Origin of the sequence: Geodermatophilus bullaregiensis, from assembly GCF_016907675.1 — a bacterium.
Classification (GTDB): Bacteria; Actinomycetota; Actinomycetes; order Mycobacteriales; family Geodermatophilaceae; genus Geodermatophilus; species Geodermatophilus bullaregiensis.
This window is the reverse complement of the sequence record NZ_JAFBCJ010000001.1, coordinates 961603-983754: the sequence shown is the minus strand read 5'-3', so window position 1 is coordinate 983754 and position 22152 is coordinate 961603. Positions and strand designations below refer to the sequence as shown.

Sequence of the window (22152 nt, the reverse complement as noted above, 5' to 3'; positions counted from 1 at the left end):
CCGCACCCCCGGAAAGCGCCCAGACCCTAGCGAGTGACCTCGGCCCCTCGACGCCCGAGAACCGCTGACGGCCACGAGAACGCGCCGACAATGACGTCACGTGTCGACGTCGATGCATACCTGGGTATGAGATCGCGCCCTTCCTCCGAAGGCGTGCGGGAAATCGTCCCGCTTCATTTCGGAGCGGCAGGACATCGCACCACGACAGACCGGCCCGGGCTCCTCGACACGAGAGGTGCAGGTCCGACCCCGCACAGTGAGATGGAGGATACGGAGCCCGATCGGTCGAATAGGTGTCCTGGCGCACCGTCGGACCCCGGGGTCGCGCTGCGCACAGCGCCTGCCCACGTCTACACCCAAGCGTGACTTGCCGATCGTCGTACCGCCTGAGAATGTCAGTCCACCAAAGGCGGGGACGGGGGACGGAGAATGGCCGGAGGCCGCCCGACGTCCATTTCCGTCTCCCTTCCCGGGGCGTTTACCGCGCCCGCGACTTTCACCGGGACCGACCACCAGGAGGCACTCGTGTTCGAGGACCAGTACGCGGAACTGCTGCCCGCGCGCACCACCATGCAGGCCCTCGGCACCGGAGGGCCCGGCGGGGACGGTGGAGCGGGCGGGCAGGCGGTCGCCACCGCCATCTCGGGCACCGTGCTGGTCCTCAACAACTCCACCGTCGACACGCTGGTGATCGTCAACACCGGAACCGGCGCCGTGACGGCCGACGCATCCGGTGGGGACGGTGGCCTCGGGGGCGCCGGTGGCGCGGGCGTCGATGTCGGATCGGCCGTGGTGGACGCCGTCTCCGGTACGGAGGCGCTGCCGGTGGCTCCCGCGATGGAGCCGGTGCCGGTGGCTCCCGCGATGGAGCCGGTGCCGGTGGCTCCCGCGATGGAGCCGGTGCCGGTGGCTCCCGCGATGGAGCCGGTGCCGGTGGCTCCCGCGGCGGAGCCGGTGCCGGTGGCTCCCGCGGCGGAGCCGGTGCCGGTGGCTCCCGCGGCGGAGCCGGTGCCGGTGGCTCCCGCGGCGGAGCCGGTGCCGGTGGCTCCCGCGGCGGAGCCGGTGCCGGTGGCTCCCGCGGCGGAGGCCGTGCCGGACACCACCGGTGACACCGCTGGGTGGGGCTGGCAGGACCACGGTCACGCCGACGCCGACGCCGGCGGTCACGGGCACTGGGACGGCTCGGGGGCGCACGGCGCGGCCTGGGGCGGCTCCGGCTGGACCGTCTGCCACTGAGGGAGCCCGGTACCGGTGGGGCCGGGCACGTCCGCGGACGTGCCCGGCCCCGCGGACGTCGGCGACTCAGGCCGCGGCGGCCACGGGGAACGCGGGCTGCGGGACGTCCGGGCGGGGGAAGCACGGCCGCAGCGCCAGGGGAGCGCGGAACGGCCGCCAGGTGCCCTCGGGCTGGGCCAGCCGGTCGGCCACCGCGTAGATGACCGCCGGGTGGTGGCCCATCCCCAGGTGGCTGGCGTAGACGGCGATGTTCTCCGTCTGCGGCGAGAGCCGGTCCAGGCAGGCCTGCCAGGCGACGATGCCGTCGTGGTGGGAGTAGATCGAGGTGGCCGGGACCTGCAGCGGCGTGGACTCGCTCTGCAGCGGCAGCGTGCGCTGCTCCACGTGCAGGTGGGAGTACCGCTCGAAGGCCCGGTTGGCCCGCGTCTGGGTGTCGCGCTGCAGGGCGAAGGGGCTGCCGAGGGTGATCACCTGGCGCACCGAGTCCGGCGTCTTGCGGGCCAGGTCGCGGGCGAAGATGCCGCCCAGGCTCCAGCCGACCAGGCTGATCGGCCGGCCGTAGCGGTCGCTGAGGTCGTCGATGCGCCTGCTCATGCCCTCCACGCACTCGGCGGTCGGGCCTATGTTGCGGCCCAGGCGCCAGCCGTGCACGCGGTAGCCCAGCCGGCGCAGGGTGCGGCGCAGGACGCGGGTGGACACGTCGTCGGCCAGGAGGCCGGGGAGGACGAGCACGGGGTGGCCGTCGCCGACCGGCAGTCTCGGCATCAGCGGCCGCGCGGCGAGGTAGAGACCGTAGTCGGCACAGGCCCGGCTCACCTCGCTCAGGTAGAGCGGCAGGCTGGGCCCGTCGGTGTCCTGTCGCGCCACGTCGTCCTCCTCGCCCGGCGGTAGGTCCGCCATCGCTACCGGCGGGTACCACCGTGACGCCCCGCCCACACCTGTCCGAGTCGGCGCGCGGGTGTCCTGATACGCGATCTGTGGTCCACGCCACAGCCGTCGCACCGGCCCCACCGCGCGCGACCCGCGGGACGGCGTGGAACCGTACGCACGGCGCCGCACCGGCGCCGCCGGCACGGCAGGAGGAGCACGGAGTGGACGACGCGCAGGCGCCCGGGACGAGCAGGACGGTGGACCTCGGCGGTCCGGTGCACGTCGTCGACTACGGCGGCGCGGAGGACGGCCCACCCGTCGTCCTGGTGCACGGCCTGGGCGGCTCGCACGGCAACTGGGACCTGCTCGCGCCGCTGCTGACGCCGTCGGCCCGGGTGTGGGCGCTGGACCTGCCCGGCTTCGGCCGCAGCGAGCCCGGGCAGCGGCGCACCACGGTGCAGGCCAACGTCGGCGTGCTGCAGGACTTCCTGCGCGAGGTCGTCGGGGAGCCGGCCGTGCTGGTGGGCAACTCGATGGGCGGGATGGTCTCGCTGTTCACCGCGGCGGCCGCCCCCGACCTGGTCTCCGGGCTGGTCCTGCTCGACCCCGCGCTGCCGGGTGGGCGCCGCCGCCTCGACCGCGTGGTCGCGCTGACCTTCGCGCTCTACGCCGTCCCGGGGCTGGGGGAGCGGGTCCTGTCGCTTCGCCGGTCCCGGCAGACGCCGCTGACCCGGGTGCGCGAGATGCTCCGGCTGGTCGGCGTCGACCCCGACGAGCTGCCGGCGCCGGTGATCGACCGGGCCGTGACGCTGCTCGAGCAGCGCGAGGACGTCGCCGGCATGGACCGGGCGTTCCTGTCGGCGGCCCGCTCGCTGCTGCGCATCCTGCTCGACCCGCGCCGCTACCGGTCGGCGATGGCGCGGATCACCAGCCCGGTCCTGCTCGTGCAGGGCGACCGCGACCGGCTGGTGCCCGTGGACGCCGCCCGCGAGGTGGCCCGCCGGCACCCGGAGTGGCGCTACGAGGAGCTCGCCGGCGTCGGGCACGTCCCGCAGCTGCAGGTGCCCGACCGGCTGGCCGCGCTCGTCCTCGAGTGGGTGGGCGAGGCCGTCGTCACCGGCACCCGCGCCTGAGCCCCGGCCGCCTCCCGCCGGGACGGGAGGCGGCCGGGGAGGGGCGTCAGCGGGCGCGCAGCTCGGTCTTGAGCACCTTGCCGCTGGGGCCCTTGGGCAGCTCCTCGATGACGATCACCTCGCGCGGGTACTTGTAGGCCGCCAGCCGCTCCTTGCAGAACGCGATGACCTCGGTGGGCTCGGCCGAGGCGCCGGAGCGCAGGCTGACGTAGGCCACGACCTCCTCGCCGAGCCGCTCGTCGGGCTTGCCGATGACCGCGGCCTCGCGCACCGCCGGGTGGGCGTGCAGGACCTCCTCGATCTCGCGCGGGTAGACGTTGAACCCGCCGCGGATGACCAGGTCCTTCTTGCGGTCGACGATGTAGAAGAACTCGTCCTCGTCCATGTAGCCGATGTCACCGGTGTGGAACCAGCCGCCGCGCATGGCCTCGGCGGTGGCCTCGGGCCGGCCGAGGTAGCCCTTCATGATGTTGTGCCCGCGCAGCACGATCTCGCCGACGTTGTCCGCCCCGGGCGGCAGGGGACGGTCCTCGGCGTCGACGACGCGCACCTCGCAGCCCCACAGGCGCTTGCCGATCGACAGGACCCGGCGCTCCTCGGCGCTGCGGTTGAACGTGGCCACCGCGCAGGTCTCCGACAGCCCGTAGCCCTCGAGGATCGTCGCGTCGTAGGCGGCCTCGAAGCCCTTGATCACCTCGCCGGGGATCGACGCGCCGCCGGACACGCAGATCCGCAGCATCGACACGTCGCGGCCGGTGAGGTCGGCGTGCATGAGCGCCACGAACATCGTCGGGACGCCGCAGAAGACGGTGACGCGGTGCTGCTCCATCGCGTCGAGGACCGCGCCGACGTCGAAGCGCGGCACCAGCACCAGGGTCGCCCCCGCGCGGACGGCGCAGTTCATGACGCTGGACAGGCCGAAGACGTGGAACAGCGGCAGCACGGCCATGGCGACGTCGTCGTCGCGGTAGGCGAAGGTCTCCGCCGCGACCGAGGCCGCCATGTAGGCCTGGAAGTGGGTGAGCTCGGCGCCCTTGGGCCGGCCGGTCGTGCCGCTGGTGTAGATGACCACCGCGGTGTCCTCGGGGGACATCTGCTCGACGTCGGTGGGGTCGGCGCCCTGCCCGGCGGCCACCAGCGCGTCGAACGGCGTGGTGTCCGGCGGTGCCTCCGGGCCGCCGGGGGAGGACACCACGTACACCCGGACGTCGCCGGCGTCGGCCGCGCCCTTGACCGCCTCCTCGGCGAAGGCGTCGAAGGTGACGAGGACGCGGGCGCCGCTGTCGGACAGGTGGTAGGCCACCTCGGGCGCCTTGAGCAGCGGGTTGAGCGGCACGAGGGTCATGCCGGCCTTGAGCGCGCCGAAGTAGGCGAGCACGAACTGGGGCACGTTGGGCAGCTGCAGGGCGACGCTGTCGCCGCGCGCCAGCCCCGCCTCCCGCAGGCCGGCCGCCACCTGCCCCGACAGCTGGTCGACCTGGCCGTAGGTCAGGGTGAGCGTGCCGAGTCGCAGCATCGGCTTGTCCGGGTGCGCGGAGGCGGACTCCCGCAGGATGGTGGCGAGGTTGAAGCTCATGGCCGCTCCTGGGCTGTGACAGGGGTTACACCCCGGTCCAGTACCGCAGGAGGTGCCCGGTACACCTGCCGGTGCCGTCCCGTCGGGGACGGCACCGGCAGGTCGCGCTCAGCGCCCGAGTGCGACCACCTCGTCGAGGCCGGCCCGCAGGTCGGCCACCAGGCCCGCGGGGTCGGTCACGGCGGCCGCGTCGACGTTGACGCCGATGCAGCACTGCCCCTCGTGCGACAGCAGCGTGATCATCGCCGCGCAGCCGGGCAGCGGGCCGAACGGGTACATCCGCTCGATCCGCGAGCCGGCGATGTAGACGGGGTGGGTCACGCCCGGCACGTTGGAGATCTGGACGTCGTTGGCGCTGGTCAGCTGACCGGAGACGGCGCCGATCACCGGGGCGGGCAGCCAGCTGAGCGTCGGTGCCAGCAGGTCGTTGACCACGCTGGAGCCGCCGTCGCCGCGCACGGACAGGACGAACTCGCGGATGGTCCGGATCCGGACGGCGGGGTCGGCCTCGTCGAGGGGCGCGGGGAAGCGGGCGCCGGTGAACCGGTTGCCGCCCTCGGGGGCGTCCTGGGCCCGGAGGCTGATCGGGATCCCGACGGCGAGCGTGCCCAGCGGGGCCCCGTGCCGCTCGTGGTAGCGACGGAAGCCCCCGACCATCGCGGCGAGGAACCCGTCGTTGAGCGACCCGCCGGCCGCCTTGGCGCCTGCCTTGAGGTCGGCGAGCGGGACCTCGAGGACCTCCAGGTGCCAGCCGCCGCCGCGCGGGGTGAGCAGCGTCGAGCCCGGTCCCGGCGGGGCGAGCGTGCGGGTGGCCGACCTCGCCGAGTCCAGCGCGGACGCGACGGCGTCCCACGGGCGCGCGGCGCTCCCCAGCGCGCCGACGCCGCGGCGCAGCAGGGCCAGCGGTGCCGAGCGCGCCGTCCCGACCAGCTGCTCGGTGAGCAGGGCGGTGCGGGAGACGTCGTCGTCCGGCGTCGGCACGGGGGGCTCGGGGCGGGCGGGGTCGTGCTCGGCGGTGCGGCTGTGCAGCCGGCTCATCAGCTGGACCGCTCCGAGCCCGTCGGTGGTGCTGTGGTGGGTCTTGACCACGTAGCCGGCCCGGCCGTCGGACAGACCCTCGACCAGCATCGCCTGCCAGAGCGGGCGGCCGCGGTCGAGCGGGGCGGAGACGAACTCGCCGACGACGTCGAGCAGCTGCCGCATCGAGCCCGGCGCCTCCAGCCGGACGTGCTCGACGTGCGCGTCGAGGTCGAGCCCGGCCACGGTCGCCCACCGCGGGGTGCCGATGCCGAGCGCCGGCTCGACGACGCGCTGGCGCATCCGCGGCACCATCCGCGAGGCCCACTCGTGCGCGGCGCGCAGCCGCTCCCAGTCCGGTGCGGGGTCGAGCAGCTCCAGCAGCGCCACGTTGGCGCGCAGCCGCGGATCGGCGGCCTCGGCCCGCCACATCGCCGTCTCCAGCGGGTTCATCTCCGGCGCGCTGCCCCAGTCCAGCGGCGGGGCGGGCACCGGGGGGCCGGCGTCGGCGGTGGGCTCCTCGGACACGACGGGCTGCTCGCTGCGCCCCGACCAGTTGGCCAGCGTGCGCAGGTAGGAGTCGTGCACCTCGGCCACCCGCTCGCCGAGGTCCTCGGCGCTCCAGCCGTCGGTCGGGATCGGCGGCAGCACCCGCACCTGGACGACGCCGGGGTGGATCGTCGCCGCGCCCCGCCACATGAGCTCGCCGGTGTTGCGCAGCACGATCGGCACGATCGGGACGCCGGCCTGCATCGCGACGTGGAAGGCGCCCTTCTTGAACGCCCCCAGGGTCGGGGTGGCCGACCGGGTGCCCTCGGGGGCGATGACCAGCGAGATGCCCTCGCGCAGCCGCTCGACCGCGGGCTCCAGGGCCTTGCGCGCCTGCGCGGGGTCGCCGCGGTCGACGAAGGCGACGTCGGCCAGGCGGAACGCCAGCCCGAAGCCCGGCGTCCGCGCCAGCTCCTTCTTGGCCACGCCGGTGAAGCCGCCGCGCAGCAGCTTGGCCAGCACCAGGACGTCGAGCTGGCTCTGGTGGTTGAACAGGAAGACCGCCGGACGGGTGGCCAGGTGCTCGGCGCCCTGCACGTCGAGCCGGACGCCGGCCAGCGCGCTGCCGAGTTCACCCGCGAGGGTGATCCCGAGGTCGACCGCCTCGCGCCGCGAGCCGCTCAGCGCGCCGACGGCCAGGCCGGTGGCGAACCCGCCGAACAGGCCGCCGACCCCGGCCACGGTGCGCGCGAGGTCGACCGGGGAGGTGGTCCCCCGGCGCCGGAAGCGGGCCACCGGCCACGAGTAGTGCCGCGCCGCCGCGGTCAGGCCCCGGCCGGGGTTCAGCGCCCGCGGGCGGCCGACGGTGCGCAGGAAGGGGACGTCCTCGTCGCCGTTGGAGTAGGCGTAGCTCTGCAGCAGGTCGATGCCGTGCTCCTCGGCGAAGGAGCGCACCGCCGCGGCCTTGCCCTTGCGCCACAGCAGCGGCCCGCCGGGACGCCCGGTGCAGACGCCGTCGACGATCTCCACCGGCGAGACGAGCACGTGCTGCACGCCGAGGGCGCGGGCGGCCGGCTCGACCTGGAAGCGGGTGGCCGAGGAGGCCAGGACGACGGTGTGCCCGGCCTGCAGGTGGGCGGTGACCAGGCGCCACGCCTCGGGGAACAGCGAGCCGGCGATGCCCTGCACGAACAGCCGCTCGCCGAGCTCGACCAGCTCGTCCTCGCTGCGGCCGGCCCACGCGCGCATGCCCGCGACGGTGAAGCGCTCGAAGTCCTCCTCGGTGGTGACCCCGCGCAGGCCGTTGAGCAGCAGCTCGCCCATCGCCGCCGGCGTCACCTGCAGCGAGCGCAGGTGGTGCCGGGCGAAGGCGGCCAGCGAGTAGCCGTCGATCACCGTGCCGTCGAAGTCGAAGAAGGCACCGACCCGCGGGCCGCGCGGCGCGGCGTCGACGTCGGCGACGAGCTGCTCCTCGGTCCAGACGCCGGCCCGCGCCATCGCCGCGGCCTGCTGGCCCAGCCCGCCGCCGGTCGCCGCCTCCTGGTCGGCCGTCACGGCTCCACCCCCACGCTCTCCCGCCGCGCCGCGGCGTCCAACTCGTCGATCACTCCTACTCGGCCGACGACGTCGCGTACTTGAGCGGCCCACTCCTGCCGGCGGCGGGCCAGCTCCTCGCGGCCGGGGTCGACCAGGTCGAGGTTCGCGGCCAGCCGCAGGGCGCTGGCGAACAGCTCGCGGGACAGCGACTCGGGCCCGTGCAGCCGGCCCTGCAGCAGCATCTGCTGGCCGACGCCGCTGCACTCGGCGAGGAAGTCGCCCTCGACCACCGGCGTGCGCGGGTCGCGGGCGGCCAGCCGCTCGGCCACCACCAGCTGCGCGTCCACGAAGGAGCGCAGCACCCGGTGGGCCAGCAGCAGCGGCGCCCGGCACAGCACGTCGCGGCCGTCGGCGGTCTCCCACTGCGGGTCGAGCTGGGCGAGCTCGGTGGCCAGGCGCTCGCGGTAGGCGTCGCGCTCGGGGAAGAAGAACTCGAACTCCAGCAGCTTCCGCAGCCGGGAGGCCTCGTCCCAGCGGTCGACCGGGTCGCGCAGCAGCACCAGCTCGGCGATCGCGCGGTCGACGACGTGGTGGATGGCGCTGTTGCGGTAGAAGGCCGCGACCAGGTGCTGGCCGCGCTCGATGGCGTAGACCGGCTCCTCCCCGCCCTCGTACACGGTGACGACCCCCTGCTGGGCCAGCGCACCGAGCACCCGCCGGACGCCGAGGGCGGTGCGCAGGGCCGCGCCGGAGTGGGGGAGCCGCCGCTCGGTGAGGTAGGCCAGCAGCGGTTCGAGCACCCGCTGCACCTGGGCGAGGGTGAGGGCGCGGTCGCGGACGCCGAGGAGGGCGAGGGTGACCAGCGCCGTCGCCGTCGCCGGCGTGACCGAGTTGATGCCGACGGCGACCTGGAAGGCCACCTTCTGCAGGGTCAGCCGGCGGGCGTCGGGGTCGGCCGGGTCGGCGCCGCTGCACAGCGCGGCCGCCAGCGACAGCGGCTCGGCGAAACCGACGTGCACCGTGCCCAGGGGCGTGCGGACCTGCTCGCGGATGTAGGAGGCCATCCACGACAGCCCCTCCCCGCGCTTGGCCGCGCCACCCTGCTCGGCGGCCATGCCCGAGACCTCGCGCAGCTGGTCGTAGGTGATCGACACGGGGACGACGTAGGCGTCCTCGACCCGGCCGCCCTCGACGGCGTCGGCGACGAAGCGCAGCAGCCCGTGCCGGGGCGGGCGCAGCTTGCCGGTGCGCGAGCGGCCGCCCTCCATGTACCACTCGAGGTTGAACCGCTTGGCCAGCAGGAAGGCGAAGTACTCGCGGACGGCGAGCTTGTAGACCTGGTCGTCGCCGAAACTGCGCCGGATGAAGACCAGCCCGGCGCGCTTGGCCAGCGGCCCGACCGGCCAGAAGCGCAGGTTGTCCCCGCCGAGCACGTGGTTGCGCGGGAAGTCGTGCGCGGCGAGCACGTCGGCGAGCACCAGCGGGTCGACGTAGGAGCGGTGGCTGGGCAGGAACACCAGGGGGTGGCGCCGGTTGAGCTCGCGCAGCCCGTCGAGCCGGGCGGCGTCGACCTGCACGTTCCAGGCGCGGGAGTGCACCGGCCGCAGCAGGCCGGTGAACAGCTCGATCGCGACCGGGTCCATCGCCGCGACCAGGCCGTCGAGGTCCCGGACCGCCTCGGCGAGGACCTCCTCCTCCGGGCGCTCGAGCCGCTCGGCCAGCGCCGCGACCTCCCGGCGGAACTCGGGGCTGTACCGGATCGCCTCGGTGACGTGCCGCGGCACCTTGACCCGGTCGCCGACGACGCCCCGCTCGGCCCGGTCGAGGGCCAGCCGCGCCTGGTGGGCGACGAAGCCGGCCAGCGACCCGGTGCCGTCCCAGCGCCCGGACAGCTCGGCCACGGTGGCGGGCTCGGCGACGACCACCCGTGCGCGGCCGGGGTCCCGGCGCAGCACCGCGGCCTGCAGCGCCGCCGGGGGACGGCGCAGGAGCGACGGGGCGGCGGCCTGCAGCCGGCCGCGCCGGGTCCGGCTCCGCTGGCCGCCGCCCGCGCGGCGCGGCGCCCAGGCCACGCGCACCGCGGTCACCACCGTGTCGGGGGCGGCGGCCGACAGCGGGCCGGCCAGGGTGCCGTCCCGCAGCGGCAGGACGGTGAGCGTGCCGCCGTCGGCGGCGGGCAGGGCCTCGGCGACCAGGCGCCGCTCGACCTCGCTGTCCGCGTCGACCAGCACGATCAGCGGGACGTCGGTGTCCACCAGCGGGGTCATGCGCACCTCTCCTCGGGGCCCGTCTGCCCGGCCCGTCGTCCGCTCGCCACCACCGCGGCTCCGTGCGGGACGGCGGGCGGCCGTCCGGGCCGGTCGGGGTGGGGCCGAGCCTGCCGGGCCGGCGCCGTTCGCGGTAGTCCGGTCGGTCAGCCGGAGCGCAGCGTGGCCCGCAGCGCCTCCAGCCCGGTGTACCGCGGCTGCCAGCCGAGCTCCTCGCGGGCCTTGGTGGTGTCCATGATCGCCGGGTGGCTCGCCGCCTCCACCCACTCGGCGACCGGCGGCAGGAACGGCAGCCGGGACACCGCGCGGGCGGCGAGCTGGGCGGGCGCGGCCGGCAGCGGCACCGGGATCGCGCCGTACTCCCGGGCGACGTCGGCGGCGGTCAACACGCCGTCGCCGGCGATGTTGTAGGCACCGGGCGGGCCGGCCGCGACCACGCACTGCAGCAGCGCCGAGCCGACGTCGTCCTCGTGGACAAACTGCAGCGGCAGGGCGGGGACGAACGCGGGGACCGGCACCGGCAGCCGCCGGGTGCTCTGCTCGGCCAGCCGACGGCCCAGCGGGGCCAGCGGGCCGGGCAGCACGTCCTTGGCGCCGACGGTGTGCGGGCCGAGGACCACCGGCGGGCGCAGCATGTACAGCGACGTCTCCGGGTGCCGGGCCGCCTCGGCCTCCAGCAGCTGCTCGAGCTCGGCCTTCTCCTGCGCGTAGAACAGCTTCGCGGCCGGGCGCACCGGCCACTCCTCGGTCATGCCGACCGGGTTGTCCGGGTGGAAGCCGTAGGCGGCCACCGAGGAGGCGTAGACGAACCGGCGCGCCCCGGCCGCCGCGGCGGCGCGGAAGGCGTTGAGCGTGCCGTCGACGTTGATCGCCCGGGTGGTCTGCCGGGAGGAGTTGCCGGTGATGAGGAAGGCCAGGTGCACGACGACGTCGGCCCCGGCGAAGGCCTCGCGCAGGGCGTCGGCGTCGCGGACGTCGCCGCGCCGGTAGGTCATCTTCGTCCAGCCGCGGGCGGCCGGGTCGAAGGGGCGGCGGGCGATGCCCACGACCCGTCCGATCCGGTCGTCGGCCTGCAGCAGGGGGACGAGGCCCTCGCCGAAGGTGCCGGTGGGGCCGGTGACGGCGACGGTCAGGTCGGTCTCGGGAGCGGTCACCCGCGTTCCGCTACCCGGCGTCCTCCCGGGTGAACCAGGTCACCACGGGCGGACGCCGGGGGCGTCACCGGGCGGCGGTGGCCGACTCCCGCTGCGCCAACGCCACCAGCTCGTCGACGCCGCGGCGGATGCCCTCGGCGAGGACCTCCACGTCGGGGAAGGCGTCGAAGTCGGCGTTGATCCCGAACGTCATCGAGTTGAGGTAGCTGAAGATGCCGATCGAGATGCGGGTGCCCCCGGCGATGGGGACGTAGGGGTGCGCGGAGACCATCCGCCGGCCGAGCACGTACAGCGGCACCCGGGGGCCGGGCACGTTAGTGGTCACCGCCTGGCACCACATCTGGCCGGTCTGCATGGAGGCCCGGACGCCGAGGGCGAGCAGCGTCGGCGCGACGAAGTCGCCCATCGCGATGATCGAGCGGGCGTCGACGGCCTGCATCGTCCGCTTGTAGTCGTCCATCTGCCGGCGGATCGCGGTCAGCCGCGCGACCGGGTCGGGCTCGCCCACCGGCAGGTCCACGAAGACCGCCGTCACCCGGTTGTCCAGCGAGCCGCGCTCGCCCTCGCGGCGGACCGAGATCGGCACCATCGTGCGGACGACGGTGTCGGCGCCCAGCGCGCCGCGGCCCTTGAGCAGGTCGCGGAAGCCACGGGTGATCGCGGTCAGGACGACGTCGTTGACCGTCCCGCCGAGCGCGGTGCGCGCCGTCTTGAACTCGTCGAACTGCGCGTCGGCCCAGGCCCACCGCCGGTGCGGGCCGATCGGGCCGGTCAGCGTGCGGGCCATCGGGGTGAGCGCCTGCCGCGCCAGCGCGGGCAGGGTGGACGCCGCCGCCCGGACGCTGCCGACCAACCCCTTCGCGCCCTCGGTGACGGCGCTGGGGCCGTGGGTGAGCTGGCGCAGCGGGGCGGTGGCGGTCTCGGTGAGTGCACCGGCCACCATCTCCAGGCCCGAGGGGGTGCGCTGCGGGGACCAGTCGCGCGGCTGCGTGTGCTCGGCGTTCGGGTCGAGGTCGAACATGACCTGCATCAGGTCGGTCCCGGCGATGCCGTCGACCATGCAGTGGTGGACCTTGGAGATGATCGCCCACCGGTCGTCCTCCAGGCCCTCGACCAGCCACACCTCCCACAGCGGCTTGGCCATGTCGAGGCGCTGGCCGAGCACCCGCCCGGCCACGTTGCGCAGCTGCTCGGGTCCGCCCGGCTTCGGCACCGCGGTGTGCCGCACGTGGTAGAGGATCTGGAAGTGCGGGTCGTCGACCCACAGCGGCCGGCCCAGGTTCAGCGGCACCTCACGCACCCGCTGCCGGTACCGGGGCACCTGCGGCATCTTGCTCAGCAGCAGCCGCACGAGGTCGCCGTAGGACGGCGCCGGCCCCTCGAAGACGGCGACGGAGCCCACGTGCAGCGGCGCGTTCTCGCTCTCCGCGTAGTAGAAGCCGGCGTCGGTCGCGCTCAGGCGGTCCACGGTGGTCACTCCTCTGCTCGTCGTCCGGGGGCCGCCGTCGTCGCCCGCGGCTCCCCTCCCGCTCCTGTGGTGACGGCCACACTAGGCACGCACGGGGTCAGCCTGCCCGCCGGGCGGGACCCATGCCGGCCTCGACCCGGTCGAGCAGGTCGGTCAGCGCCCGGTCGACGACGGCGGTGCGGGTGAGGTTCACGCTGTGCCCGGCGCCCGGCACGACGACCAGCTCGGCGCTCGCGCCGATCTCCTCGGCCAGCCGGCGGCCGTGGGCGGCGGGGGTCAGCCGGTCGTACTGGGCGGCGACCACGGTGACCGGCACCCGCCCGAGCACCGGCAGGGACCGGGTCTCGTCGTGGTCGAGGAAGGTGCCGTAGAACGCCATCGTGATGGGCAGCGGCGTCTCCTCGAGCATGTCCTGCACCTGCCGGACCGCTTCCGGCGTCGCGTCGTCGCGGCCGAAGAGGTAGCGGCGCATGAAGTACCGGCCGGTCCGCGTGCCCCGCCGGCGGAAGCGCTCGAGCGTCGGCGCGAGCAGCCGCAGCCACCACAGGTACAGCGGCAGCAGGTGCAGCCGCCGCATGAGCCTCACGGCGGTACCGAGCAGGCCGTGCGCCACCAGGCCGCCGGCCGAGGTGGCTAACAGGAAGGCCCCGACGACGCGCGCGCCGAACAGCTCCGGCCGCCGACGGGCGAACGCCATGACCGTCATCCCGCCCATCGAGTGGCCGGCCAGCACGACCGGCCCGTCGGGGACGACGGCGTCGAGCACCTGGTCGAGGTCGCGGGCAGTGCGGTCGATCGTCGCGCTGCGGGGGTCGGCCCAGCCGGAGCGGCCGTGGCCGCGCTGGTCCCACAGCACCAGCCGGGCGCGGTCGCGGACCGCCTCCCGCTGCAGGTCCCACTCGCCGAGCCGGGCGGTGAACCCGTGGCAGAAGACGACGGTGAGCGGGGCGTCCGCCCGCCCGTCGACCTCGACGTGCAGGTCGACGCCGTCGTCGGTGCGCACGGTGCGCGACCCCGGCGGCGGGGGGCCCGGCTGGCGGGGAACGGGTGAGCTGGAGCCGGGCGCGGTGGGCATCTGTCCATGACAGGGCCGCGGCAGCCGCGCTGCAACCGCGGGCCGGGTGCCCGGCCGCCCGCGCCGCCGACCGGCCGGGCGCTCAGGCGCCCGGCACCGCCGTCTCCGGCCGGCGGCCCGGCGCGGCGTCGCGGACCAGCCGGCGGGCGGCGTCGACCTCGCGGGCCACCGGCGCCAGGACCCCCTCGGCGAGGATCTGCGCGTCGTCGGTGTCGGTGTCGTCGGGCGGCCGCGCCGCGCGGACGTCGTCCTCCAGGCCGCGGATGGCGCGGCGCAGCACCGACACCTGCGCCGGGTCGGGCGCCGGCTCGCCGCCGCGGACGGCGATGACTGCCTCGGTGACCGCGTCCGAGGTCCGCTCCAGCTGCACGATCACCGGCCACCACGCCGCGGCGCGGGTGCTGATCGGCGGCGGCTCGGCCAGCCGGCGCTGCAGCTGGGTGTGCAGCTCGGTCAGCGCCCGGTAGCTGCGCCGCCGGGCGCGCCGCCGCTCGGCGGGGTCGTCGGCGAAGGCGGCGCCGACGTAGCCGTCGAGGGCCCGGGCCGCCGCGCGCAGCGCCTCGTGCAGCGGCGCCCGCCAGGTCTGCGGCCACAGCAGGTAGCCGGCCACCAGGACGATCGCGCAGCCGATCAGCGTGTCGACCAGCCGGGCGCCGACCAGCCCGGGACCGCCGGGGGCGGCGAGGTCGAGCAGCAGGATGATCACCGGCGTCTGGAAGACCGAGAACAGGCCGAAGTTCGCCCCGCGCGCCCACGGCAGCAGCCCGGCGGCGACCGCCATGGCGGCCACCACCCAGGCGTCGCCGGGCAGCACCGACAGCAGCAGCGAGCCGATGAGGACGCCGAGCAGCGTGCCCGCGCCGCGCTGCACCGCCCGGGTGAACACCGACCCGAAGTCGGGCTTGAGCACGATCGCCACGGTGAGCAGCACCCAGTAGGGGCGCTCGATGGGCAGCAGCTGGCGGGCGATCTCGGCGATGGTCATGCACAGCGTCAGCCGGACGGCGAAGTCGCGGGTGTCGGGGCTGCCGAGGGTGCGGTCGGCGAGGTCGCGCAGCCGGTCGCGCCACGGCAGCCGCAGCGCCGGGACGGCGGCGCCGGCCCGCTCCTCGGGGTCACCGACGACGGCCCATGCCAGCCGCACCCCGTGCCGCACCGCGCGGCGGACCGCCGGACCCTCCTCCAGCGCGGGCGGTCGCTCGGCCGGGAGCTCGCGGGTGCCGGGAACGGCGGCGGCCAGGGCGTGCACCGCCGTCACGTCGTGCGGGTCGGCCGGCACCCCGGCGCGGACGGAGGCGACGGCGGCCTCCACCAGCGGCGCGGCCGCGTTGAGGACCCCGGCGAGCTCGGAGAGCTGCCGGTTGCGCCCGGCGGCGAGGCTGCGGGTGCGGATCACCCGGTCGTAGGCGGCGTTGAGCGCGGTGGTCAGCTCGCGGCGCGCGTCGTCGGTGCCCTCGGTGCCCACCGCGGTGAGCAGCGCGGCGATACGGGTGAAGACGGCGGCGACCGAGGCGCGGTCGGGGTCGCTGGGCTCGGTCGCGGCCTGCACCAGCGTGACGAGGGTGGCCCAGGCCGCGCCGGCGAAGAAGAAGGCCACCTCGGCCGCCGCCGGCAGGGAGGTGACCAGCCCGGAGGCCAGCGCCGTGTAGACGAGCAGCTGCAGCGCACCCAGCGACATCGCCGAGTTGACGGCGCTGATGACCGCGGCCGCCGCCGACAGCAGCGCGACGACGAGCACCGGCAGCCAGCCGCCACCGCTGGCGTACTGGCCGGCGAGCAGCCCCACGGCGCCGAAGCCGACCGCGGCGGCGGTGCGGCGCAGCCGGTCGCGCAGCGGCCCGGCCTGCGGGGCCAGGCTCGCGGCCAGGGCGCCGGTGGTGCCGAAGACCCCGGCGCCGAGCGCGGCGCCGCCGCCTACGACCAGCGCGAGCGCGAGCGGTGCGGGCACGGTGACGGCGAAGCGGACGACGTCGCGCCACGGCACCGGCGGGGGACTGGTGCGGACCAGCTCCTCCAGCCACGCCGGCGCGCGCAGCCCCCGTTCCGCCACGGGTGCGAGCTTTCCACCCCGGTCCCGGGAGGGCCCGCGACGATCAGGTGACCTGATCGTGGCGCGTCCTCCCTCACGGTGCACGGTCGGGGAGGACGCGCTGCGGTGAGGGAGGATGCCGCCCGGGCCGACGCCGCGGGTCGATGCCGCCGGGTGGACGCCGCCGGGTCGATGCCGCCGGGTCGACGCCGCGGCCCGCGCCGGGAGGCTCGGCTGCTCCGCGTGCGTCCGGCGCCCGCGGCAGCATGACGGTGTGGCCGAGGGGGTGCGGGACGCGGAGCCGACCGACCTCGTGCTGCTGCCGGAGGTCGAGGCCGCCGCGGACGCGCTCTTCGCGTCGCTCGGCGTCACCGGCCTGCCGCCGGCCGCGACGGCGGCGGAGCGGGCCGGCGCCTGGCGGGTCCTCGTGGCGGGGCGTCCGGTGGTCGGCTTCGCCGTCCTGGAGCGGGTCGACAGGGACGTGCACCTGGAGCAGCTGTCGGTGCGCCCCTCGGCCGGCCGCCGCGGTGTGGGGACGGCGCTGCTGGAGGCCGTCGTCGGCGTCGCCCGCGCGTGCGGGGCGCGGCGGGTCACGCTGACCACCTACGCCGACGTCCCGTGGAACGGGCCCTGGTACGCCGCCCGCGGCTTCACCGAGGTCCGCGACGCCGGCCCGGAGCTGGGGGCCCTGGTCGCCGCCGAGGCGGCCGCGGGGCTGCCGGAGCACGGCCGCCGCGTCGTGATGGCCCGCGCCGCCTGAGCTACGGTCCGGCTCCGTGACCGCCACCCTGGGCGAGGTCGTCGCCGCTCTCGAGGCCCGCTACGACCCGGCGCTCGCAGAGAGCTGGGACGCCGTCGGCCTGGTGTGCGGGGACCCGGCCGAGCCCGTCGAGCGGGTGCTGTTCGCCGTCGACCCGGTGGCCGCCGTCGTCGACGAGGCGGTCGAGACCGGCGCCGGCCTGCTGGTCACCCACCACCCGCTGTTCCTCACCGCGGTGCACGGCGTCCCGGCCGGCGACCCGAAGGGACGGCTGGTGCACCGGCTGGTCCGCGCCGGGTGCGGGCTGTTCGTGGCGCACACCAACGCCGACCGCGCCGCCGACGTCGGGGTGAACGACGCGCTGGCCGCCGTCCTCGGCCTGCGGGACACCCGCCCGCTGGAACCGGTCGCCCCCGGCTCGCGCCAGGGACTGGGCCGGGTCGGCCGGCTGGACGAGCCGACGACGCTGGCCGGCTTCGCCGCGCACGCCGCCGCCGTGCTGCCGGCCACGGCGGGCGGCGTCCGCGCGGCCGGGGACCCCGGGCGGCCGGTGCGGACCGTCGCGGTCTGCGGTGGCAGCGGGGGCTCCCTGCTGCCGGCCGCCACCGCCGCCGGCGCCGACGTCCTGCTCACCAGCGACCTGCGGCACCACCCGGTCTCCGAGGCGGGCGAGCAGCCCGGGCCGGCCTTGTGCGACGTGGCACACTTCGCGTCCGAGTGGCCCTGGGTGCCCGTGGCCGCCGAGGTGCTGGTCGCGGACCTGTCCGGCCGGGTCGAGGCGGCGCCGTCGCACCGCCGCACCGACCCGTGGACGGTGCGCGCCGGGGGGCGTGGGGAGCCGGCCGCGGGCGCGGCCGGCTGAGTCCCGGGAGCAGCCCGGGAGGAGGAGACGGCCGGCATGGCGAGCGCATCGAGACCACCGACGGGCGGGCCGGGAGGGACGGGCGCCGCGCCGGTGCGCAGCGACCGCAGCCCGTGGAACTGGCTGCTGCTCGTGCCGATCGTGGTGCCGCTGATCGTGCCGTTCTACAACCGCGTCGAGCCGACCCTCCTCGGCTGGCCTTTCTTCTACTGGGTGCAGCTGCTGTTCGTCGGGCTCGGTGTCCTCACCACCGTGCTCGTCTACCGGGCCACCCGGCGCAGCCCGGCCGACCGGGCCGCCGCCCGCGCCGCCGTCGCACGGGACGCCGGCGGCCGCGACGGGGGGCACTGAGCAGTGGACGGGGTCAACGTCGTCGAGCTGACGATCGTCGTCGTCCTGTTCCTCGTGGTCACGGTGATGGGGTTCGTCGCCTCGCGCTGGCGGCGTGCCGAGAGCCTGATGCACCTCGACGAGTGGGGGCTGGGCGGACGCAGCTTCGGCACCTGGGTCACCTGGTTCCTGCTCGGCGGCGACCTCTACACCGCCTACACGTTCGTCGCCGTCCCCGCGCTGATGTTCGGTGCCGGCGCGGCCGGGTTCTTCGCCGTCCCGTACACCGTCGTGATCTACCCGCTGGTGTTCCTCGTGGTGATCCGGCTGTGGTCGGTCAGCCACGTGCGCGGGTTCGTCACGCCGGCCGACTTCGTCCGGTCGCGCTTCGACTCCCCGGGCCTGGCGCTGCTCGTCGCCCTCACCGGGATCGTCGCGACGATGCCCTACATCGCCCTGCAGCTGGTGGGCATCGAGGCGATCCTCAAGGCGATGGGCGTCGAGGGCGAGCTGCCCCTGATCGTCGCGTTCGTGATCCTGGCGCTCTACACCTACAACTCCGGGCTGCGCGCGCCGGCGCTGATCGCCTTCGTCAAGGACACGCTGATCTACCTGACGATCATCGTCGCGGTCATCGTCATCCCGTCCAAGCTCGGCGGCTGGGACGCGATCTTCGGCGCGGCCGAGGAGAAGTTCTCCGCCGGGACCGGCGCCGGGGTGCTGCTCCCGGCGACCGGCCAGCTGGGCTACGCGACCCTGGCCCTGGGCTCGGCGCTCGCGCTGTTCCTCTACCCGCACTCGATCACCGGCATCCTGGCGGCCAGCAACCGCGACGTGCTCAAGCGCAACATGAGCGCGCTGCCGCTCTACAGCCTCGCCCTGGGCGCCATCGCGCTGCTCGGCTTCATGGCGATCGCCGCCGGCGTCACGCCGATCGGCGAGGACGGCAACACGATCGTCCCGGTGCTGTTCCAGGAGATGTTCCCGAGCTGGTTCGCCGGCATCGCCTTCGCCGCCATCGGCATCGGCGCGCTGGTGCCCGCGGCGATCATGTCGATCGCCGCGGCGAACCTGTTCACCCGCAACATCTACAAGGAGTTCCTCAAGAAGGACGCCACGCCCCGCCAGGAGGCCCAGGTCGCCAAGGTGACCTCGCTGGTGGTCAAGGTGGGCGCGGTCGCGGCCATCCTCTTCATCGACCCGCAGTTCTCCATCGACCTGCAGCTCATCGGCGGCGTGATCATCCTGCAGACGCTGCCGGCGGTCGCGCTCGGCCTCTACACCCGCTGGCTGCACCGCGGCGGGCTGATCGCCGGCTGGTCCGCCGGGATGGCCGCGGGCCTGCTGCTGCTCTACAACATCCCGCGGCTCGGCCCGGACGGCACGGTCGTCCGCGAGCACTTCGGCGGCTCGTCGTTCGCCCTGTCCGAGCTCGGCCTCGACGTGTCCTCCAGCGTCTACGCCGGCCTGCTCGCGCTGCTGGTCAACCTCGTCGTCGCCGTCCTGGTGACCGTGGCGCTGCGGGCGGCCGGGGTGTCCGCGGGCGTCGACGGCACGGCCGACACCGACTACACCGCCGAGCGGGAGGACCCGAGCTTCCGCGACCTGCCCGACCCGCTCGAGTCCGCCCCGCCCGGAGCCGCGGGGGAGGCTCGTGCCCGAGGGTGACGGGGGCCCGCGGGTGGTGGAAGGACCTCCGTGCCCCTGCCGCTCGCACGCTCGCGCCATGCCCCGTCCAGAGGCTCGCCGCGAGCCTGCGAGCGGTGAGGAGGACGGGGTCCTCCTGCCTGCACGGGGGCCGGGAGCCGGGGAAGGCACCGGTAGGTTGGCCGGGTGAAGGCCGACCACTTCGAGCAGCAGAAGCTGCTGGCCCTGGCCGACGAGGACGTCGCGCTGACCCGGCTGGCCCACCGGCGGCGCACGCTGCCCGAGGTCGCCGCGGTGGAGGCCGCCGCGGAGGCCGAGCGCCGCTTCGCCGAGGCCGAGGTCCGCGCGGAGACCGAGGTGCGCGACCTCGACCGCGAGCAGAAGCGGCTGGAGGCCGACGTCGACACCGTCCGGCAGCGGGCGACCCGCGACCAGTCACGGATCGACTCCGGCGCGGCGACGGCGAAGGAGATCACCTCCCTGCAGTCGGAGCTGCAGTCCCTGGCGCGGCGGCAGTCCGACCTCGAGGACCAGGTGCTCGAGTTCATGGAGCGCCGGGAGACCGCCGACGCCACGCTGGGCGCCGCCCAGGAGGGGCGGGCGAAGGCCGCCGCCGACCGGGAGCGCGCCGAGCAGCTGCGCGACGACGCCCTGGCCGACATCGCCGACTCCACCGCCCGGCACGAGGCCGCCCGCGCCGAGGTCGCGGCCGGGATCTCCGCACCCCTGCTGACGCTGTACGACCGCGTCAAGGCCCAGACCGGCGCCACCGGCGCGGCGCCGCTCAAGGCGCGCCAGTGCCAGGGCTGCCGGATCGAGCTCAACGGCCGCGAGCTGGCCGCGGTCCGCAACGCCGATCCGCACGAGGTGGTCCGCTGCGAGAACTGCGGCCGGATCCTGGTGCGCACCGCCGAGTCCGGGCTGTGAGCCGGCGGTTCGTCGTCGAGGCGGACGGGGGATCGCGGGGCAACCCGGGCCCGGCCGGTTACGGCGCGCTGGTGCGCGACGCCGACACCGGGCGGGTGCTCGCGGAGCGGGCCGCCTCGGTGGGCCGGGCGACCAACAACGTCGCCGAGTACGGCGGGCTGGTGGCCGGGCTGCAGGCGGCGCTGGACCTCGACGCCACCGCCGACGTCGAGGTCCGGATGGACTCCAAGCTCGTCGTCGAGCAGATGTCGGGGCGCTGGAAGGTCAAGCACCCCGACATGCAGAAGCTGGCGCTGCAGGCCCGTGACCTCGCCCGGCAGCTGGGCAGCGTCCGTTACACCTGGGTGCCGCGGGCGCAGAACGGCGCCGCCGACGCGCTGGCCAACAGCGCCATGGACGGCCGGCCGGTGCACCGCGACGTCGCCGCCGAGCCCACGGTCGTGGCCGACGACGTCCAGCCTTCCGCCGAGCCGGCGCCGGTCGTCACCACGGTCACCCACCTGCTGCGCCACGGCAGGACCGAGCACACGCCCGAGCGCCGCTACAGCGGCCGCAACGACCTGCCGCTGTCGGCCACCGGCCGCGCGGAGGCCGACGCCGCGGCCGTGCGCGCGCGGGACCTCGGCATCGAGGTGGTCGTCGCCTCGCCGCTGCGGCGCACCCGCGAGACCGCCGAGGTGGTGGCCGGCGCGCTCGGGCTGCCGGTCGAGCTCGACGAGGACCTGGTGGAGCTGGACTTCGGCGACCTCGAGGGGCTCACCGCCGCCGAGGCGCGGGAGCGGCACCCGCTGGCCGCCCGCCGGTTCGGCGCCGACGTCACGGTCGCCGCGCCCAACGGGGAGTCGGTCGCCGACGTCAGCCGGCGGGTCGCCCGGGCGCGCACGCGGCTGCTCGAGCGGTACGCCGGGAGGACGGTCCTGGTGGTCAGCCACGTCACGCCGATCAAGCTGCTCCTGGCCGCCGGCCTCGGGGTCGGCGACGAGGTCGTGCACCGGGTGTTCCTCGAGGCGGCGTCGCTGTGCACGGTCGCGTGGAGCTCCGACGGGCGCACGTCGGTGCGGCTGGTCAACGACACCGCCCACCTGCGCTGAGCGCCGTCAACCGATGAGTTGAGGACGCCGCGCCCGTCCCTCCTGGCGGACGGCTCCACCGGGGAGCCGGCAGCGAGGAGGTGTCCCATGGGCGCTGTGGTGGTGTTCGCGGCGGTGTCGCTGGACGGCTACGTCGCGCGGGACGACGACGTGCCCGGGCCGCTGTTCGACTGGTACGGGAACGGCGACGTCGAGATGTCGTTCAGCGACCGGAACCGGCCCTTCCACGTGACGCGGGAGACGGCCGAGTTCATGCGGCCGTTCGCCGAGCGGGCGGGCGTCATGGTCTGCGGGCGCCGGCTGTTCGACCTCACCAACGGCTGGGAGGGCGTGCCCCCGAACGGCGAGCACGTCGTCGTGGTGACCCACCGGGCGGCCGACGACTGGCCGCACCTGGGTACCGCACCGTTCAGCTTCGCGCCCGACGTGCGGTCCGGGATCGAGCGGGCCAGGGAGCTCGCCGGCGACCGGGACGTCACGGTGAGCGCCGGGGACGTCGGCGGGCAGGCGCTGCGGGAGGGCCTGGTCGACCGGGTGGTCCTCGCCCTGGTGCCGGTCGTCCTCGGCTCGGGGAAGCCCTACTTCGGCGCCGGGGGACCGCCGGAGATCACGTTCGAGGACCCGCAGGTCGTGCAGGGCAGCCGGGTGACCCACCTGGTCTACGACGTCCGGCGCTGAGCGCCGC

The 22152-nt window shown here is 75.6% G+C and carries 17 protein-coding genes; 9 read left to right on the top strand and 8 right to left on the bottom strand.

What is annotated here, in order from left to right:
- Positions 1 to 525 precede the first annotated feature (525 nt).
- A complete protein-coding gene (locus JOD57_RS04545; RefSeq protein ID WP_204690804.1) occupies positions 526 to 1236 on the top strand; it encodes a hypothetical protein in 711 nt (236 codons plus the stop codon).
- Positions 1237 to 1302: 66 nt separating this feature from the next.
- Here JOD57_RS04545 and JOD57_RS04540 read toward each other — a convergent pair whose 3' ends face one another.
- Positions 1303 to 2103: an alpha/beta hydrolase gene (locus JOD57_RS04540; RefSeq protein WP_307824456.1), complete on the bottom strand. Its 801-nt coding sequence runs from the start codon at positions 2101 to 2103 to the stop codon at positions 1303 to 1305.
- 224 nt (positions 2104 to 2327) lie between these two features.
- On the opposite strand from JOD57_RS04540, the gene JOD57_RS04535 reads away from it, so the two are divergent.
- On the top strand, positions 2328 to 3239 hold the full coding sequence (locus tag JOD57_RS04535) for an alpha/beta fold hydrolase (RefSeq protein ID WP_307824455.1): 912 nt from the start codon (positions 2328 to 2330) through the stop codon (positions 3237 to 3239).
- Between the two features lie 46 nt (positions 3240 to 3285).
- Here the strand turns inward: JOD57_RS04535 and JOD57_RS04530 are convergent, their stop codons facing one another.
- From JOD57_RS04530 to JOD57_RS04500, 7 genes are all read right to left on the bottom strand, one after another.
- Positions 3286 to 4815, bottom strand: a complete 1530-nt coding sequence (locus JOD57_RS04530) for a long-chain-fatty-acid--CoA ligase (RefSeq protein ID WP_204690802.1) — start codon at positions 4813 to 4815, stop codon at positions 3286 to 3288.
- Between the two features lie 108 nt (positions 4816 to 4923).
- Positions 4924 to 7875, bottom strand: a complete 2952-nt coding sequence (locus JOD57_RS04525; RefSeq protein WP_204690801.1) for a wax ester/triacylglycerol synthase family O-acyltransferase — start codon at positions 7873 to 7875, stop codon at positions 4924 to 4926.
- Positions 7872 to 10124 (bottom strand): glycerol-3-phosphate 1-O-acyltransferase, encoded by a 2253-nt coding sequence (locus JOD57_RS04520; protein WP_204690800.1) that lies wholly within the window; start codon positions 10122 to 10124, stop codon positions 7872 to 7874. The genes JOD57_RS04525 and JOD57_RS04520 overlap by 4 nt, the downstream gene beginning before the upstream one ends.
- A 146-nt stretch (positions 10125 to 10270) precedes the next feature.
- Positions 10271 to 11278 carry an NAD-dependent epimerase/dehydratase family protein gene (locus tag JOD57_RS04515; protein WP_204690799.1) on the bottom strand — a complete coding sequence of 336 codons (1008 nt, stop codon included), beginning with the start codon at positions 11276 to 11278 and terminating at the stop codon, positions 10271 to 10273.
- A 64-nt stretch (positions 11279 to 11342) separates the two neighbouring features.
- The gene (locus tag JOD57_RS04510; protein ID WP_204690798.1) at positions 11343 to 12746 is read right to left on the bottom strand and encodes a WS/DGAT/MGAT family O-acyltransferase; all 1404 of its coding nucleotides are present in this window, start codon (positions 12744 to 12746) and stop codon (positions 11343 to 11345) included.
- 97 nt (positions 12747 to 12843) lie between these two features.
- Positions 12844 to 13749: an alpha/beta fold hydrolase gene (locus JOD57_RS04505; protein ID WP_307824453.1), complete on the bottom strand. Its 906-nt coding sequence runs from the start codon at positions 13747 to 13749 to the stop codon at positions 12844 to 12846.
- 154 nt (positions 13750 to 13903) lie between these two features.
- The gene (locus JOD57_RS04500) at positions 13904 to 15871 is read right to left on the bottom strand and encodes an FUSC family protein (RefSeq protein WP_204690796.1); all 1968 of its coding nucleotides are present in this window, start codon (positions 15869 to 15871) and stop codon (positions 13904 to 13906) included.
- A 253-nt stretch (positions 15872 to 16124) separates the two neighbouring features.
- Between JOD57_RS04500 and JOD57_RS04495 the strand changes: the two genes are divergently transcribed.
- From JOD57_RS04495 to JOD57_RS04465, 7 genes are all read left to right on the top strand, one after another.
- On the top strand, positions 16125 to 16610 hold the full coding sequence (locus JOD57_RS04495) for a GNAT family N-acetyltransferase (RefSeq protein WP_307824451.1): 486 nt from the start codon (positions 16125 to 16127) through the stop codon (positions 16608 to 16610).
- Positions 16611 to 16626: 16 nt separating this feature from the next.
- Entirely contained in the window at positions 16627 to 17472 is an 846-nt protein-coding gene (locus JOD57_RS04490; RefSeq protein WP_204690794.1) for a Nif3-like dinuclear metal center hexameric protein, read from the top strand.
- Between the two features lie 36 nt (positions 17473 to 17508).
- The gene (locus tag JOD57_RS04485) at positions 17509 to 17823 is read left to right on the top strand and encodes a DUF3311 domain-containing protein (RefSeq protein ID WP_204690793.1); all 315 of its coding nucleotides are present in this window, start codon (positions 17509 to 17511) and stop codon (positions 17821 to 17823) included.
- A 3-nt stretch (positions 17824 to 17826) separates the two neighbouring features.
- Complete coding sequence (mctP, locus tag JOD57_RS04480; RefSeq protein WP_204690792.1) at positions 17827 to 19470, top strand: monocarboxylate uptake permease MctP; 1644 nt, start codon at positions 17827 to 17829, stop codon at positions 19468 to 19470.
- 165 nt (positions 19471 to 19635) lie between these two features.
- Positions 19636 to 20376 carry a zinc ribbon domain-containing protein gene (locus JOD57_RS04475; RefSeq protein ID WP_204690791.1) on the top strand — a complete coding sequence of 247 codons (741 nt, stop codon included), beginning with the start codon at positions 19636 to 19638 and terminating at the stop codon, positions 20374 to 20376.
- Positions 20373 to 21467, top strand: coding sequence for a bifunctional RNase H/acid phosphatase (locus tag JOD57_RS04470; protein WP_204690790.1), 1095 nt, complete (start codon positions 20373 to 20375; stop codon positions 21465 to 21467). Before JOD57_RS04475 ends, JOD57_RS04470 begins: the two co-directional genes overlap by 4 nt.
- Positions 21468 to 21554: 87 nt before the next feature.
- A complete protein-coding gene (locus JOD57_RS04465; protein ID WP_204690789.1) occupies positions 21555 to 22145 on the top strand; it encodes a dihydrofolate reductase family protein in 591 nt (196 codons plus the stop codon).
- Positions 22146 to 22152 lie beyond the last annotated feature (7 nt).

What these genes read in the sequence shown, in the direction of transcription:
- JOD57_RS04530 (WP_204690802.1), bottom strand. Translation starts at nt 4,815, where the DNA reads ATGAGCTTCAACCTCGCCACCATCCTGCGGGAGTCCGCCTCCGCGCAC.
- JOD57_RS04520 (WP_204690800.1), bottom strand. Translation starts at nt 10,124, where the DNA reads ATGACCCCGCTGGTGGACACCGACGTCCCGCTGATCGTGCTGGTCGAC.
- JOD57_RS04485 (WP_204690793.1), top strand. Translation starts at nt 17,509, where the DNA reads ATGGCGAGCGCATCGAGACCACCGACGGGCGGGCCGGGAGGGACGGGC.
- JOD57_RS04465 (WP_204690789.1), top strand. Translation starts at nt 21,555, where the DNA reads ATGGGCGCTGTGGTGGTGTTCGCGGCGGTGTCGCTGGACGGCTACGTC.